Annotated in this window: 13 protein-coding genes; 10 read left to right on the forward strand and 3 right to left on the reverse strand. The window is 62.8% G+C overall.

Annotated features, from left to right (window positions below; translation table 11 throughout):
• Positions 1-86: 86 nt before the first annotated feature.
• Positions 87-656, reverse strand: a complete 570-nt coding sequence (locus AAIL67_RS17855; protein ID WP_003065830.1) for a restriction endonuclease — start codon at positions 654-656, stop codon at positions 87-89.
• Between the two features lie 123 nt (positions 657-779).
• On the opposite strand from AAIL67_RS17855, the gene apbC reads away from it, so the two are divergent.
• From apbC to AAIL67_RS17885, 6 genes are all read left to right on the forward strand, one after another.
• Positions 780-1,871 (forward strand): iron-sulfur cluster carrier protein ApbC, encoded by a 1,092-nt coding sequence (gene apbC, locus AAIL67_RS17860; RefSeq protein WP_003065831.1) that lies wholly within the window; start codon positions 780-782, stop codon positions 1,869-1,871.
• The gene (locus AAIL67_RS17865) at positions 1,871-2,812 is read left to right on the forward strand and encodes a LysR family transcriptional regulator (RefSeq protein WP_063665002.1); all 942 of its coding nucleotides are present in this window, start codon (positions 1,871-1,873) and stop codon (positions 2,810-2,812) included. The genes apbC and AAIL67_RS17865 overlap by 1 nt, the downstream gene beginning before the upstream one ends.
• A gap of 113 nt (positions 2,813-2,925) precedes the next feature.
• Positions 2,926-5,058 (forward strand): formate dehydrogenase subunit gamma, encoded by a 2,133-nt coding sequence (locus tag AAIL67_RS17870; protein ID WP_343484496.1) that lies wholly within the window; start codon positions 2,926-2,928, stop codon positions 5,056-5,058.
• 10 nt (positions 5,059-5,068) lie between these two features.
• Entirely contained in the window at positions 5,069-7,984 is a 2,916-nt protein-coding gene (gene fdhF / locus AAIL67_RS17875; protein ID WP_343484497.1) for a formate dehydrogenase subunit alpha, read from the forward strand.
• The gene (locus tag AAIL67_RS17880; RefSeq protein ID WP_343484498.1) at positions 7,984-8,223 is read left to right on the forward strand and encodes a formate dehydrogenase subunit delta; all 240 of its coding nucleotides are present in this window, start codon (positions 7,984-7,986) and stop codon (positions 8,221-8,223) included. The genes fdhF and AAIL67_RS17880 overlap by 1 nt, the downstream gene beginning before the upstream one ends.
• A gap of 128 nt (positions 8,224-8,351) precedes the next feature.
• Positions 8,352-9,281: a DMT family transporter gene (locus AAIL67_RS17885; protein ID WP_197483987.1), complete on the forward strand. Its 930-nt coding sequence runs from the start codon at positions 8,352-8,354 to the stop codon at positions 9,279-9,281.
• Between the two features lie 113 nt (positions 9,282-9,394).
• Here the strand turns inward: AAIL67_RS17885 and AAIL67_RS17890 are convergent, their stop codons facing one another.
• The gene (locus tag AAIL67_RS17890) at positions 9,395-10,030 is read right to left on the reverse strand and encodes a TetR/AcrR family transcriptional regulator (protein ID WP_034355669.1); all 636 of its coding nucleotides are present in this window, start codon (positions 10,028-10,030) and stop codon (positions 9,395-9,397) included.
• 228 nt (positions 10,031-10,258) lie between these two features.
• Here AAIL67_RS17890 and AAIL67_RS17895 point away from each other — a divergent pair, with 228 nt between their 5' ends.
• The 4 genes from AAIL67_RS17895 to hppD all read left to right on the forward strand — a co-directional run bounded on the left by AAIL67_RS17895 (position 10,259) and on the right by hppD (position 14,699).
• Positions 10,259-11,584: an FAD-binding oxidoreductase gene (locus AAIL67_RS17895; protein ID WP_063665005.1), complete on the forward strand. Its 1,326-nt coding sequence runs from the start codon at positions 10,259-10,261 to the stop codon at positions 11,582-11,584.
• 48 nt (positions 11,585-11,632) lie between these two features.
• Positions 11,633-13,033 (forward strand): amino acid permease, encoded by a 1,401-nt coding sequence (locus AAIL67_RS17900; RefSeq protein ID WP_003065869.1) that lies wholly within the window; start codon positions 11,633-11,635, stop codon positions 13,031-13,033.
• A 155-nt stretch (positions 13,034-13,188) separates the two neighbouring features.
• Complete coding sequence (locus AAIL67_RS17905) at positions 13,189-13,569, forward strand: RidA family protein (RefSeq protein WP_003065871.1); 381 nt, start codon at positions 13,189-13,191, stop codon at positions 13,567-13,569.
• 41 nt (positions 13,570-13,610) lie between these two features.
• Entirely contained in the window at positions 13,611-14,699 is a 1,089-nt protein-coding gene (hppD, locus tag AAIL67_RS17910) for a 4-hydroxyphenylpyruvate dioxygenase (protein WP_003065874.1), read from the forward strand.
• Between the two features lie 455 nt (positions 14,700-15,154).
• Here the strand turns inward: hppD and AAIL67_RS17915 are convergent, their stop codons facing one another.
• Entirely contained in the window at positions 15,155-15,490 is a 336-nt protein-coding gene (locus AAIL67_RS17915; RefSeq protein WP_343484499.1) for a hypothetical protein, read from the reverse strand.
• Positions 15,491-15,493: the final 3 nt, after the last annotated feature.

A 15,493-nucleotide genomic window follows, 5' to 3' on the forward strand; every position in this document is an offset into this window, starting at 1 on the left:
GTGTGCCCGGATTGGGCCGCGGGCGGTAGGTGGGCCGGGCCATCGAGCGGGCCGGCGGCGGCCCTGGTGACAGTCTGCGGCGGCCGTCAGCTCTTTTTCTGGTTCTTGGCAATCAGCGTGGCGATGGACTTGGCATCCAGCACCACCAATTGATTCTGCGCGGCCCAGCTGGCGGCATTTTCGCCCAAAGGCTGCAGAGCCACGTAAACGCAGAGATCGGCTTTCAGCTTGTGTTGTGCGGCCTGCAGCTCGCGCAGCGGCTCCACGCCATGGGCGGCGGCTTTCCAGCGGCGCGCGCCGACCACGCTGGTCTGGCCGTTGCGCGTCAGCAGCAGATCGGCACCGGCCTGGTTCAGGCGCTGAACCTCATAGCCTTCGGCTTGCCAGGCTGTCTGCAACTGTGCACTGAAGTCGGCCCAGGACTGCTCGGCGATCACCTGCTGAATCTGCTCCAGCCTGGCCGGGCTGGGGGCCCGCAGCTGCTTGTAGCAGGCAATGCAGCCGACGACGAAGAACGGGAAGGCTCCCAGAGCGGCAAAAGGCGAAATGTCCTTGGGGAACACCGCCAGCGACACCAGCACCACCGCAGCGCAGATCGCAAAGCTGATCCACCAGCGTGAACGCATCAGGACTGCAAACAGGGAATTTTCGGCCATCTTCAATTTCACGGGCTGTCTCTCAAATCTTGGGCAAAGGGCTGCATTGTCTCCTGTGCACAGGGGTTGGACAGCTTCGCTAGACTATCCCTCATTGAAGAAACCTCTGGAAAACTAAATCCAATGGCTGTTACAGAACAAGCGCTTCTGAGCGCGCTGGCCACCGTGCTTGATCCGCACACAGGCAAGGACTTTGTGAGCACGCGCGCCCTGCGCAATCTGCAGATTGCCGGTGACGACGTCTCGTTCGATGTGGAGATGGGCTATCCGGCCCAGAGCCTGCAGCCTGCCCTGCGCAGCCAGTTCATCGCTGCGGCCAGGACTGTGGCGGGCGTGGGCAATGTCTCGGTCAACATCACCACCAAGGTGGCCTCGCATGCCGTGCAGCGTGGCGTGCAGTTGCTGCCCGGCGTGAAGAACATCATCGCCATCTCGTCCGGCAAGGGCGGCGTGGGCAAGAGCACGACCACGGCCAATCTGGCGCTGGCGCTGGCCGCCGAAGGTGCTCGCGTGGGCATTCTGGATGCCGACATCTACGGCCCCAGCCAGCCCATGATGATGGGTGTTTCGGGCAAGCCCGAAAGCCATGATGGCAAGACCATGGAGCCGCTGGAGAACCATGGCGTCCAGGTCATGTCCATCGGTCTGCTGGTCAACAACGACCAGGCCATGATCTGGCGCGGCCCCATGGCCACCCAGGCGCTGGAGCAGATGCTGCGCCAGACCAACTGGAAGGATCTGGACTATCTGCTGGTCGACATGCCGCCCGGAACCGGCGACATCCAGCTGACGCTGTCCCAGCGCGTGCCCATGACGGGTGCCGTGGTGGTGACCACGCCCCAGGACATCGCCCTGATCGATGCCAAGAAGGGCATTCAGATGTTCGAGAAGGTCGGCGTGCCGATTCTCGGCCTGGTCGAAAACATGGCTGCCCATGTCTGCACCAACTGCGGCCATGTCGAACATATCTTTGGCGCCGACGGCGGCAAGAAGATGGCAGGCGAGCAGAACATCGACTATCTGGGGGCGCTTCCCCTGTCGCTGCAGATCCGTCTGCAGGCCGACAGCGGCAAGCCCACGGTGGTGGCCGAGCCCGAGAGCGAAGCCGCACAGGTCTACAAAAAGGTGGCACGCGATCTGGCCGTGAAGGTGGCTCTCAAGGCCAAGGACTTCTCCAGCAAGTTCCCCACGATCACGGTGAGCAGCAATACCTGATGAACCTTCTGACCTCCATGCGTTATCTGGTGGCGCTCAACGAGCACCGCCATTTCGCAAGGGCGGCGCAGGCCTGCCATATCACGCAGCCTGCACTGTCCAATGCGCTCAAGGCGCTGGAGGACGAGTTCGGTGCCGTCATCGTTAGGCGCGGCCGCGTGTTTGGCGGGCTGACTCCCGAGGGCGAGCAGGTGCTGGCCACGGCACTGTCCATGCTCAGGGCCGAGGAGGCGCTGAGACAGGATCTGAGCGCCGCAGCCGGCCAGCTCAAGGGTCTGCTGCGCATGGCTGCCGTGCCTACGGCCATCCCCATGCTGACGCGCTTTGCCGCGCTGCTGCGGGTCCAGCACCCGGGCATCACGCCCATGGTGCTCTCCATGAGCTCGCTTGAGATCGAAACCGGACTCGAAGATCTCTCGCTAGATCTGGCCCTGGGCTACAGCGAAAGGCTGGAGTCGGGCCGCCGCACGGCACGCAGCACCCGCATCACCGTCTGGCCGCAGTATCAGGAGCATTATTTCCTGCTCAGTCCTGCGGCTGAGGAGCAGAGCCAGAAACCTGTGAAATGGGCTCAGGCGGCCAGGCTGCCGCTATGTCTTTTGACGCCGGACATGCATAACCGGCTGATTGTGGACCAGAGCTTTGTGGCAGCCGGCTGCGAGGTCAGTGCAGCCATGGAGACCAATTCCGTGCTGAGCCTGATGCTGGCCGTGACCGAAGGCGGTCTGCACAGCGTGCTGCCCGGTGCGCTGGTGGCGACGCTGCCCGAGTCGGCCCGGATCTCGGTGCGTCCTCTGATTGCGCCCAAGGTGCAGACGGCCATTGCTTTCCTGACCCCTTCGCAGGAGCAGGCGACCCGCGCGCAGCAGGCCGCGCTGGCGCTTATGCAGTCCCAGGCCTGGCGCCAGCAATGTGCGAGCTTTGCCGGGGCCGTGCGCTGATTTGCAATTTGAATCGCGTCATCAATTCAAAGAATTTGACCTGAGATACGGCCGGGGCTGAAATACGGCATGAGACAAAGGGCGCTGGTGCGCCCTCATAACAAGGTCGCCCCATGCCCCATCACCCTATTGAGCAGCCGCAGGAGTCTGAGCAGCTGCTCAGCCCCGAACAGCAGGACGCCCTGACGCACTGTCTGGCCCGCTTTGGCCAGGAACCCGGTGGCCTGCTGCCACTGCTTCATTCCCTGCAGGACAGCCTGGGCTTCATCCCGCGCGCCGCCGTGCCCGCCATTGCCGAGGCCCTGAATCTTTCGCGTGCCGAGGTCCATGGTGTCGTCAGCTATTACCCGCATTTGCGCGAGCAGCCGCATGGCAGGACGCTGATCCAGATCTGTCGGGCCGAAGCTTGCAAGTCGCGTGGTGGCGATGCACTGTTCGCCCATGCGCAAGAGACACTGGGCTGCCAGGCCCATGGCACGAGCGCCGATGGCAGCGTGACGCTGGAGCCTGTCTACTGCCTGGGGCTGTGCGCCCAGTCGCCGGCCGTGATGGTCGATGAGAGCGAAGTCCATGCGCGAATGACTGCGGACCGGCTCGATGCCCTGCTGGAGGAAATACAGCAAAAACGACTTGAAGCCAAGGCAGATGAAGCGCAAGCAGCTATCGAAAATGAAGCTTTTGCTGCCGCACGCATCTATGTGCCGCGCGATGCCGCAGCCCTGGCCGTGGGCGCGGATGCGGTGGCCCAGGCACTGCAGCGCGAGTGCGAGGCGCGAGGCCTGGCGGTGGAGTTGGTACGCAACGGCTCGCGCGGCTTGCTGTGGCTGGAGACCCTGGTCGAGGTCGAGACTGCACAGGGCCGCGTGGCCTACGGCCCGGTTCAGGTGGCTGACGTGCCGGGTCTGCTGGACGCCGGCATGCTGCAGGGGCGGTCCCATGCGCTATGCCATGGGCTGACCGAACAGATGCCTTATCTGGCACGGCAGGAGCGTCTGACTTTTGCGCGCGTGGGCATCGTCGATCCGCTGAGCCTGCGGGATTACGAGGCCCATGGCGGCTGGCAAGGCCTCAGGGCCGCTGCAGCCATGGCGCCCGAAGCCATCGTCCAGCAGGTGCTGGACTCCGGCCTGCGTGGTCGCGGCGGGGCGGCATTTCCCGCGGGGATCAAATGGAAGACCGTTGCTGCTGCACCAGGGCCGCAGAAATACATTGCCTGCAATGCCGACGAAGGCGATTCAGGCACGTTCGCTGACCGTCTGCTGATGGAGGGCGACCCGTTCTGCCTGATTGAAGGCATGGCGATCGCTGGTCTGGCCGTGGGTGCGACTCAGGGCTATATCTATGTGCGCAGCGAATATCCGCACTCGATTGTGATGCTGAACGAGGCGATTGCACGTGCCAGTGCGGCGGGCTGGCTGGGCGCCAATGTGGCCGGCAGCGGCAAGGCGTTCTACCTGCAGGTGCGCAAGGGAGCGGGCAGCTATGTCTGCGGCGAAGAGACCGCCATGCTGGAGAGCATCGAAGGCAAGCGCGGCATTGTGCGCGCCAAGCCGCCGCTGCCCGCAATCGAAGGCCTGTTCGGCAAGCCCACGGTCATCAACAATGTGATCACGCTGGCGACCGTACCCATCATCCTTGCCAGGGGCGCGGCCTTCTATCAGGGCTATGGCATGGGGCGCTCGCGCGGCACGCTGCCGTTCCAGCTCGCGGGCAATATCGCGCATGGCGGACTGGTGGAAAAAGCTTTCGGCCTCACGCTGCGCGAGCTGGTGCAGGACTTTGGCGGCGGCACGGCCAGCGGTCGGCCCGTCAAGGCCATTCAGGTTGGCGGCCCGCTGGGCAGCTATGTGGCGCCCGAGAACTGGGATGATCCGCTGGACTACGAAGCCTATGCCGCCAAGGGCAATGTGGTCGGCCATGGCGGTCTGGTCGTGCATGACGACAGCGCCGATATGGCGCAGTTGGCGCGCTATGCCATGGAGTTCTGCGCCATCGAGTCCTGCGGCAAGTGCACGCCCTGCCGCATCGGCTCCACGCGGGGAGTGGAGGTGATAGACCGCATCACGCGTCAAGGCGGTGCAGAGCATGCGGCCAATGTGGCGCTGCTCGAGAGCCTGTGCGACACCATGCAGCATGGCAGCCTGTGCGCCATGGGCGGCATGACCCCCTATCCGGTGCGCTCTGCGCTACAGCACTACCCGCAGGACTTCGGTATCGAGCCCGTGCAGACCGTGAACCCCGCCTGAGGAGAGAGCCATGCTGGAACATCTGAAGAACACCGATTGCGGAACGCCTGCCAGCCTGTCCGAGGAACTGGTCACGTTGCATATCGACGGCCGCGAGGTCACCGTGCCCAAGGGCACATCGCTGATGCGCGCCGCCGTCGATGGCGGCATCAAGGTGCCCAAGCTCTGTGCCACGGATTCGCTGGAGCCCTTTGGTTCCTGCCGGCTGTGTCTGGTACAGATCGAGGGGCGCAAGGGCTTTCCTGCGTCCTGCACCACGCCTGCCGAAGCGGGCATGAAGGTGCGCACCCAGAGTCCGCAGCTGCAGGAGCTGCGCAAGGGCGTGATGGAGCTCTATATCTCCGACCACCCGCTCGATTGCCTGACCTGCTCTTCCAACGGCGACTGCGAGCTGCAGGACATGGCCGGAGTGGTCGGTCTGCGCGAGGTGCGCTATGGCATGGATGGAGCCAACCACTTCAAGGGCGAGGCCAGGGCCGAGGTCGATACCTCCAATCCCTATTTCAACTACGACCCCAGCAAGTGCATTGTCTGCAATCGCTGCGTGCGCGCCTGCGAGGAAACGCAGGGCACGTTTGCGCTGACGATCAGCGGACGCGGTTTCGAGTCTCGCATCACGGCAGGCCAGGGCGACGGCTTCATGGCCAGCGACTGCGTGAGCTGCGGCGCCTGCGTGCAGGCCTGTCCCACGGCCACGCTGCAGGAAAAGACCGTGGTCGAGCTGGGGCAGAGCGAGCACAGCGAGATCACGACTTGCGCCTACTGCGGCGTGGGCTGCGGCTTCAAGGCCGAGATGAAGGGCGAGCAGGTGGTGCGCATGGTGCCCTGGAAGGACGGCAGGGCCAACGAAGGCCATGCCTGCGTCAAGGGGCGTTTTGCCTGGGGCTATGCCACGCACAAGGACCGTATCACTCAACCCATGATCCGCGCGAAGATCACCGATCCCTGGCGCGAAGTGAGCTGGGAGGAGGCCATTGCCCACGCGGCCAGCGAGTTCCGCCGCGTCCAGGCCAAGCATGGCAGGGACTCGATTGGCGGCATCACCTCGTCGCGCTGCACCAATGAGGAAACCTATCTGGTGCAAAAGCTGATCCGCGCGGCCTTCGGCAACAACAATGTCGATACCTGTGCGCGTGTCTGTCACTCGCCCACGGGCTATGGCCTGGGCCAGACCTATGGCACATCGGCAGGCACGCAGACCTTCAAGTCGGTCGAGCACTCCGATGTGATCATGGTGATAGGCGCCAATCCCACGGCGGCGCATCCGGTATTCGGCTCGCGCATGAAAAAGCGGCTGCGTGGCGACGCCCGGCGTGCCGGCGCCGGCCTGATCGTGATCGACCCTCGCGAGATCGAGCTCGTCAACTCGCCCCATGTCAAGGCCGACTACCACCTGCAGCTGAGGCCCGGAACCAATGTGGCCATGATCACGGCGCTGGCCCATGTGATCGTCACCGAGGGCTGGCTGGCCGATGCCTATATTGACGAGCGCTGCGATGCCAAGTCCTTTGCGCAATGGAAGGAGTTCGTTGCCAGGCCGGAGAACTCGCCCGAGGCAACTGCCCAAATCACCGGCGTGGCTCCCGAGCTGGTGCGCGGCGCGGCGCGGCTGTATGCATTGGGCAGTGCGGATCATCCGCAGGGAAAGCAGGTCAACTCCGCCATCTATTACGGCCTGGGCGTGACCGAGCATGCCCAGGGCTCGACCATGGTCATGGGCATTGCCAATCTGGCCATGGCCACGGGCAATGTGGGGCGCGAAGGCGTGGGCGTGAATCCCTTGCGCGGCCAGAACAATGTCCAGGGCTCTTGCGACATGGGCAGCTTTCCGCATGAGCTGCCGGGCTATCGCCATATTTCGGACAGCATCACCAGAGCCGAGTTTGAAGGCGCCTGGGGCGTGAAGCTCAGTCCCGAGCCGGGTTTGCGCATTCCCAATATGTTCGAGGCTGCGCTGGAAGGCAGCTTCATGGGCCTGTACTGCGAGGGCGAGGACATCGTGCAGTCCGACCCGAACACCCAGCATGTGACGGCAGCGCTGTCGGCCATGGAGTGCGTGGTGGTGCAGGACATCTTCCTCAACGAAACCGCCAAGTACGCCCACGTGTTCCTGCCCGGATCGTCCTTCATGGAGAAGGACGGCACGTTCACCAATGCCGAGCGTCGCATCTCGCGCGTGACCCAGCTCATGCAGCCGCTGGCCGGCTATGCCGACTGGGAGGTGACGCAACTGCTGTCCAAGGCGCTGGGCTATCCCATGAACTACGCCCATCCGCGCGAGATCATGGCCGAGATCGCGGCACTGACCCCGACTTTCGCGGGCGTGAGCTACGAGAAGATAGAGCGCCTGGGCAGCGTGCAGTGGCCCTGCAATGAAGGCACTGAAGAGGCGGGCACGGCCATCATGCACCAGGAGAGATTCGTGCGTGGCAAGGGCCGCTTCATCATCACCCAGTACGTGGCCACCGATGAAAAGGTCACGCAGCGCTTTCCGCTGCTGCTGACCACGGGGCGCATTCTCTCGCAGTACAACGTGGGCGCGCAGACGCGGCGCACGGCCAACAACCAGTGGCATGGCGAGGACAGGCTCGAGATTCATCCGCATGACGCACAGGACCGTGGCATACGCGATGGCGACTGGGTGGGCATTGAAAGCCGCGCCGGCCAGACGGTTTTGCGCGCCACGGTGACAGAGCGCATACAGCCCGGCGTGGTCTACACCACCTTCCATTTCCCCGAGTCGGGCGCGAATGTGATCACCACCGACAGTTCGGACTGGGCCACCAACTGCCCCGAGTACAAGGTGACGGCCGTGCAGGTATTGCCCGTGGCGCAGCCTTCAAGCTGGCAGCAGGGCTACAGGCGTTTCAACGACCAGCAGCTCGGTCATCTGGCCGCGGCTCAGCTGGAGATGGGAAGTCAGTGATGGATGTGAACAACCTGATCCGCATGGCCAACCGCATAGCCGAGTTCTTCGAGGCCATGCCCGAGCATGACGAGGCGCTGGATGGTGTGGCCCAGCACATCCAGAAGTTCTGGGAGCCGCGCATGCGGCTTCGCATTCTGGCGGCTTTGAATGAGCCTTCCGAGGCTGCGCAGCTGCGGCCTCTGGTGCGCGAGGCGCTGCACAAGCATGCCGCGCTGATGGGGCCTGTGCAGGCATAGCGCAGTGCGCCAGACGGTAGCGGCATGCATCCATCCGGAATGTGTTGCAGGTATATTGGGTCTTCAGATCCCTGATCTGAGCCGCTGCCCGCGATCGAATGGCCGCGGCTTTTTTATTGGCCATCTTCATGACTTCCGAATCCGTCAAGAGCTCTTTGATGAGCGCGCATCTGCGTCTTTTGGGCATGGCCCTGATGTGGGGCGCTTCCTGGCCGGCAGGCCGCATTCTGGCGCTCAATATGCCGCCATTGGCCGCATCGGCACTGCGCTTTTTGTTGGCCGCGACCCTGTTGCTGCCCTGGCTGTATTTCTCGGGCGGGCTGGGTGCTCTCAGGCACTGGTCTGCCAAGACCTGGCTGGGCATGTTTGCCGCAGGCGCGACCGGGGTGTTCGGCTACGCCAGCTTTTTTCTCACGGGTCTGCAGCATCTGCCCGCAGGCAAGGCGGCGCTGCTCATCACGCTCAATCCGGTGGTCACGCTGGCGTTCGCCGTGTGGCTTTTCAAGGAGCGCATCAACGCCACCATTGCGCTGGGCATGTTGCTGGCGGCCTGCGGCGCCGTGGTGGTCATCTCGCATGGCGACCCCATGCAATTGCTCAACGGAACGGTAGGGGTGGGCGAGATGCTGATTCTGGGCTGCGTGGCCTGCTGGGTTTGCTACACGCTGATTGGCCGCGCCATGTTGGCAGGCGTGGATGCGCTGGCTGCGACCACCGTGACTTCCATTTTTGGCGCCTTGCTGCTTCTGGCCGCCAGCCTGGTGCTGGAAGGCCCGCAGGGGCTGGTTTCGGCATTTCAGGCCAGCGGCACTGCCTGGACTGCCATGGTCTTCATGGCCTATGGCTCCACGGCCCTGGCTTATGCATGGTACTTCGCGGGCGTCAAATCGCTGGGCGCAGGTGCGGCCTCGGGCTATATCACGCTGGTGCCGGTGATCGGCGTGCTGCTTTCTGCCCTGCTGCTGGGCGAGAGCATTGAAGGCTCCATGGTGCTCGGCGGCGCCATGGCGGTGCTGGGTACAGCCGTGATGAACTGGGGGCGTCGCTCAACAGCCTGAGGTTGGATCTCATGTTTGATAGCATAAAGTGCTTGTAAAGAAAGCATTTCAAGCCGATTTTGCTGATATGGGCCTGGCTTGTTCAGGGTGCGAAAGCCGCTGCTGCCTGCGGCTCAAGCCTGGTTGATCGTGCCTGCGTTCACGATCATCTGGGAGATCACCTCCAACTGATGTTCGGCCGCTGCATCGTCGATCTCGAACAGACGCATGACGGCCAGGCCTCGCAGCGCAGCAAACACCACAGATGCAAAGTGGCTGGGCTGAGGATGGCGCTCGGCGATTTCCGGGAAAACCTTCACGAAGTGTTCGAAGGAGGCGGGGTCATGCTGGGAGCGGTGCGCGTTGATGCGCTCGAATAGCGGTGTGCTCTTGCAGCCGAAAAACATGCTCCAGGTCGCCACATAGCTGGGTTGGGCATAGACGCTTTGCCAGGCCCTGCGCACGAATTCGCGAGCGCGCGGCTCCAGCGGCAGTTGGGCGGCATCTTCGGGCCAGCCCGCGCCCGCAGCCGCCAGCGGCGCCATGATTTCATCGACCACCTGCTCCATCAGCGCCTGACGGCTGCCGAACTGGTGCTGCACCGCCCCCAGCGTGACTTTGGCGCCACGCGCAATTTCCTGCAGATTGGTCTGCTGAAACCCAACCTTCTGTAGCAGCCGTATGGCGGATTTGATGATCTTGCGCTGAGTGGTCTGACTGCGTTCTGCCTGGGTACGGCGGGGGGCGGTTTTGCTTCCTGTTTGATTCATGGGCTGCGTGTGTGATTCATAAGGCGTCGATGACGCACCACACCAGATGCTACACGCTCCGGCACTGACGGCTGGATGGGCCTGCTTGGGTAATTTCACCCTCGGGTAATCCATGATAAATAAAGATTAAACGTTTAATGTTTTATGTTTTAGACTCCGCCTCCATTGTTGTTCATCAGCGACCTTGGAGAGCGAGTCAGCTTCCGAGGGCTCTTATTGGAAACCGCCATGTCACGCTCTGTTTACCGCCTTCCCGCCGACGACCGCACCAATGGATGGAGCGCGCTGCTGGGAACTCGCCAGCCGAAGGCGCCGCTGCAGGGCGATGTGGCGGTGGACTGGGTCATCGTGGGCGCCGGCTATGCGGGGCTGGCGGCAGCACGCCAGCTGGCACAACAGCAACCTGATGCTTCCATCGCCGTGGTGGATGCAGGCGTGGTGGGGGAGAACGCCTCGGGCCGCAACTCGGGCTTCGCGATCGATTTGCCGCACAGCTCGGCTCCTTCCGATGCTGCGGTCGAGGCGGGCCGCCGCGTGATCCGCGTCAACCGCTTTGCCGTGGATGCACTGGAGCGGGCAGTGACTGAGCACAGCATCTCCTGTGGCTGGCAAAAGCGCGGCCGCTACCACGTGGCAGTGACGGAGGAGGTGGCGCAGAAGTCGCTCAAGCCCTATGCACGCAATCTGGATGCCTGGCAGGAGTCCCATGAATATCTGGATCGTGATGCGCTGCGCCAGCGCATAGGCACCGATTACTACGCGGCTGCGGTCTACACGCCGGGCACGCGCCTCATGAATCCCGCGGCGCTGGTGCGTGGTCTGGCCGACAGCCTGCCGTCCCAGGTGCAACTGTTCGAGAACTCGCCGGTCATCGAGGCGAAGCTCGAAGGCGCGACTCCCTTTGTCCGTACGGCCCAGGGCAGCATCCGTGCGCGCAAGGCCATTCTGGCCGTCAATGCGTTCTCGCAGTCATTCGGCGTCTACCAGGAGCGCCAGGTACCGATTCTGCTGTTCGCCAGCCTCACTCACCCGCTCAGCGATGCCCAGATCGCTCAACTGGGAACGGATGCAGCCTGGGGTGTGACGCCCGCGCATGGCGTGGCGGGTTCCACGGTACGGCTGACGCACGACCGGCGGCTGATGATCCGCCAGGGGTTCGAGTATTCACCCAGCCTGCGCACCACTGACGGGCGCCGCGCCAAGGCCAGGGCCATGAACCAGGCGCTGCTGCGCCGCCGCTTTCCACAACTCGGGGCCATCGAACTCGAGCATTTCTGGATGGGCTGGCTTGCGGTCTCGCACAACCATGCGCCCGCCTTTGGCCGGATTGGTGACAACGCCTGGGCCGCGTCCTGCTGCAACGGCTCGGGCATCGTGCGCCACACCGCTGCCGGCATGCTGATTGCCGACCTGGCGCTGGGCCGCAAGAACCCGCTGATAGACGACTTCCTCGTCGAGGGCACTGCCAACTACATCCCGCCGCGCCCGCTGCGCGACGTCGGCGTGGGACTCACGCTGGCATGGGATATGTGGAGTGGCCGGGCCGAGCAGTAAGCGCTTTTCGGATTCGCATAGGTAGATATAGATAACAGGAGACAAACCATGCATACCCCTTCCTCCAACGGGCATCTGGAGCGCAAGCTCAAGAACCGCCATATCCAGCTGATTGCGCTGGGCGGCACCATAGGCACCGGGCTGTTTCTGGGCTCGGCCGGCATCATCGAGCTGGCCGGCCCTGGCGTGCTGCTGGGCTATACCATCGGCGGCCTGCTGATCTTCTTCATCATGCGTTTCTTGGGCGAAATGCTGGTCGAGGAGCCTTCTGCCGGTTCGTTCAGCTATTTCGCCAACCGCTACGTGGGGCGCTTTGCCGGTTTCCTGTCGGGCTGGAACTGCGTGGCCCTCTATGTGCTGGTGGGCATGCTGGAGCTGACCGCCGTGGGCAAGTTCATCCAGTTCTGGTGGCCCGATATCCCGGTCTGGGTGACGGCCGCCGTTTGCTTTGTGCTTATCAACGGCGTGAACTTCATCAACGTCAAGGCCTATGGCGAGTTTGAGTTCTGGTTCGCGCTGATCAAGATCGTGGCCGTGGTGGCGATGATCGCTACGGGCATCTACCTGCTGTCCACCACGCACAACCCCACGCAGACGATCAGCAACCTGTGGACGCAAGGCGGTTTCCTGCCGAACGGCTTCAAGGGTCTGTTCATGGCCTTTGCCTTCATCATGTTCGCCTTCGGCGGCGTGGAAATGCTGGGCTTTGCCGCTGCAGAAACCGAAGAGCCGCGCAAGGTCATCCCTAAGGCAATCAACCAGCTCATGGTGCGCGTGCTGCTGTTTTATGTGGGCTCGATGGCCGTGCTGCTGTCGCTGACGCCCTGGACTGATCTGGTGGCCCAGCTCAAGGCCGGTGGCGGCACCTACAGCAGCAGTCCCTTTGTGCTGGTGTTCTCGGGCATGGGCGAGCACCTGGCCGCGCATATGCTGAATTTCGTGATCCTCACCGCTACGCTGTCGGTCTACAACAGCATGGTCTACAGCTCCAGCCGTCTGCTGTATGGCATGGCCCAGGAAGGCAACGCACCGAAGTCGCTGGCTGAAGTCAACAAACGCGGTGTGCCCGTGAAGGCCATCGTCTACCCCGGCATCGTCACTGCCTTCTGCGTGGTGCTGAACTATGTGGCGCCTGCCGGCGTGATCGAGCTGCTGATCTCGTTGATCACGGCGGCGTTGGTGATCATCTGGACCATCATCATCATTTCGCACCTGAACTACCGCAAGCTGCATGATGCCAAGGGCACGCAGCGCAGCTTCAAGGCGCCGCTGTTCCCGCTGACCAACTACATCTGTCTGGCGGCCATGGCGCTGGTGGTGGTCGTGATGCTGCTCACTCCCGGAGTACGTGCCTCTGCCTATGCCATTCCGGTGTGGGTGCTGGCGGTCTATGCCATGTACCGCATGGTGTTTCGCCAGCCCGTTCGGCTGGTGCAGACTGCGGTTTGATTGAATGAGGGCTTACGCAAACAAGGATGCACCAGGACTGTTTTTTTGAGGAAAGGCTCTTGTCCGAACCTGATTTGCGTAAGTCGTGTGAATGAGGGCTTGCGCAGACCTTGGCGCCAGCCTGTTGTAACCACCTGAACCTTGAGAGCACTTCGATGAACTCCACTGCAACTTTTTATCCCGCGCCCGGCGGCATGCCCTTCTCTTCCGCAGTCCGCGCAGGCGGCCTTCTGATGCTGTCGGGGCAGATCCCCTTCGGCGAGGACAAGCGTCCGCTCACCGGCCCCATCGAAGAGCAGACACATGCCGTGCTCAAGGCCATCGCGGCGCGGCTGGAGGCGGTGGGCAGCTCGCTGGACGATGTGGTCAAGGCCAATATCTGGCTCAGCGACCTGGCTCATTTCGATGCCTTCAACAAGGTCTATGCAAGCTATTTCAAGGAAGGCCGTTACCCGGTGCGCAGCCTGGTGCAGGCTCAGCTGGTTTTTGGCGTAGGCGTTGAGATCGAAGTCCAGGCGCTGGATAAAACCGCCTGATCGCGCCATCATCAACTTCATTTTTTTCAGGAAACCTCCTCATGACCGATTTGTTCGAAAACCCCATGGGCCTGTGCGGCTTTGAGTTCGTCGAGTTCGCCTCGCCTGCAGACGGCGTGCTGGAGCCGCTGTTCGAGAAGCTGGGCTTCACGCTGGTGGCCAAGCATCGCTCCAAGGACGTGGTGCTGTATCGCCAGGGTGGTATCAATTTCATCATCAACCGCGAGCCCAGGAGTCAGGCAGCCTATTTCACGGCCGAGCACGGCCCCAGTGCCTGCGGCCTGGCTTTCCGTGTCAAGGATGCGCACAAGGCCTACAAGCGCGCGCTGGAGCTGGGCGCCCAGCCCGTGGACATTCCCACCGGCCCCATGGAACTGCGCCTGCCCGCCATCAAGGGTATCGGTGGTGCGCCGCTGTACCTGATCGATCGCTACGAAGACGGCAAGTCCATCTACGACATCGACTTCGAGTTTCTGCCCGGTGTGGACCGCAATCCCAAGGGCCACGGTTTCCAGGTCGTCGATCACCTCACGCACAACGTCTATCGCGGACGCATGGCCTACTGGGCCGACTTCTACAACAAGCTGTTCAACTTCCAGGAAATCCGCTACTTCGACATCCAGGGCGAGTACACGGGCCTGACCTCCAAGGCCATGACTGCGCCTGACGGCCTGATCCGCATTCCTCTGAACGAGGAAGCCAAGCAGGGCGGTGGCCAGATCGAGGAATTCCTGATGAAGTTCAATGGCGAGGGCATACAGCACATCGCGCTGCTGTGCGAAGACCTGCCCACGGCCATCGACAGCCTGCAGATGGCTGGCATTCCGCTGCTGACTGCGCCCAACGACATCTATTACGAGAACCTTGCCAAGCGCCTCCCCGGCCACGGCCAGCCCGTGGGCGAGTTGCAGTCCCGTGGCATCTTGCTGGATGGCACCACCGAAGGCGGCCAGCCACGCCTGCTGTTGCAAATCTTCTCCGAGCCGCTGTTGGGCCCCGTGTTCTTCGAGTTCATCGAGCGCAAAGGCAACTACCGCGAAGGCTTTGGCGAGGGCAATTTCAAGGCGCTGTTCGAGTCCATGGAACGCGACCAGATCAACCGCGGCGTGCTCGAAACCGCCAAGGAGTGAGCACCATGAAGATCGACCGCTTCCGTACGGTGGACGACAGCGGCTGGCGTATTGGCGTCGCGATCGGCAACTAGGGGCTGGACTGCGCACCGCCGGCCTCATCGACCATGCGGACATGTATCGACTGATGCGGGCCACGCGGCAAGAGCGCCAGGCCCTGCGCCAGGCGCTTTCCGAAGGCTTGCGCGCGGGCAGTATCAGGTAGCCGGCATGGGCGTCGGCGCTGCTGCCGCAGTCTGCCGTGGTGCTGGGCCAGCCTTGCGAGGTGGGTGACTACGCCGACTTCTACGTAGATGTGTGGCTGCAGGCCTGTATGGAGTATCTTTTTCCGACATGCCATGGGCACACGAAATGGTGAATGAGCGTCTTCATGGCCTGGTATTTTCCGGACGCTACGGTGCCGGGTGTCTGCGGCCGCCATGAACTGGCGGTGGGTGCGCCGTAGCCTGAGCGCTTCAGCGGCTTGCCCAAAGCAGGTCGTAGCGCGCGTGCCTGGGGTTGAACCAGCGCAGTTCCTGCTTGCCCAGGCTTTGCAGATGCTCCCGCGCCTGTTGGACAAGAGGCATTTTCAGATCCTTGGGCTGCAGCGGGCGTGACTTGCCGGCTTCTTCCAGTCGCAGCACGCTGGCTTGCTCCCAGGTATCGCTATAGCTGCGCATCACAAGACTCAGGCCGCCCAGCGTAAAGCGGTAGATGTCGTACTCGTAGTAGTACGCGTAAAAGCCTTCGGCATCAGCTTCGCTGGCGTCGATATGGTGGCTGAACTCCACCCGCATGATGTCCGTGTTCATGCC

The organism is Comamonas sp. A7-5, assembly GCF_039581385.1.
Taxonomy (GTDB): domain Bacteria; phylum Pseudomonadota; class Gammaproteobacteria; order Burkholderiales; family Burkholderiaceae_C; genus Comamonas; species Comamonas thiooxydans.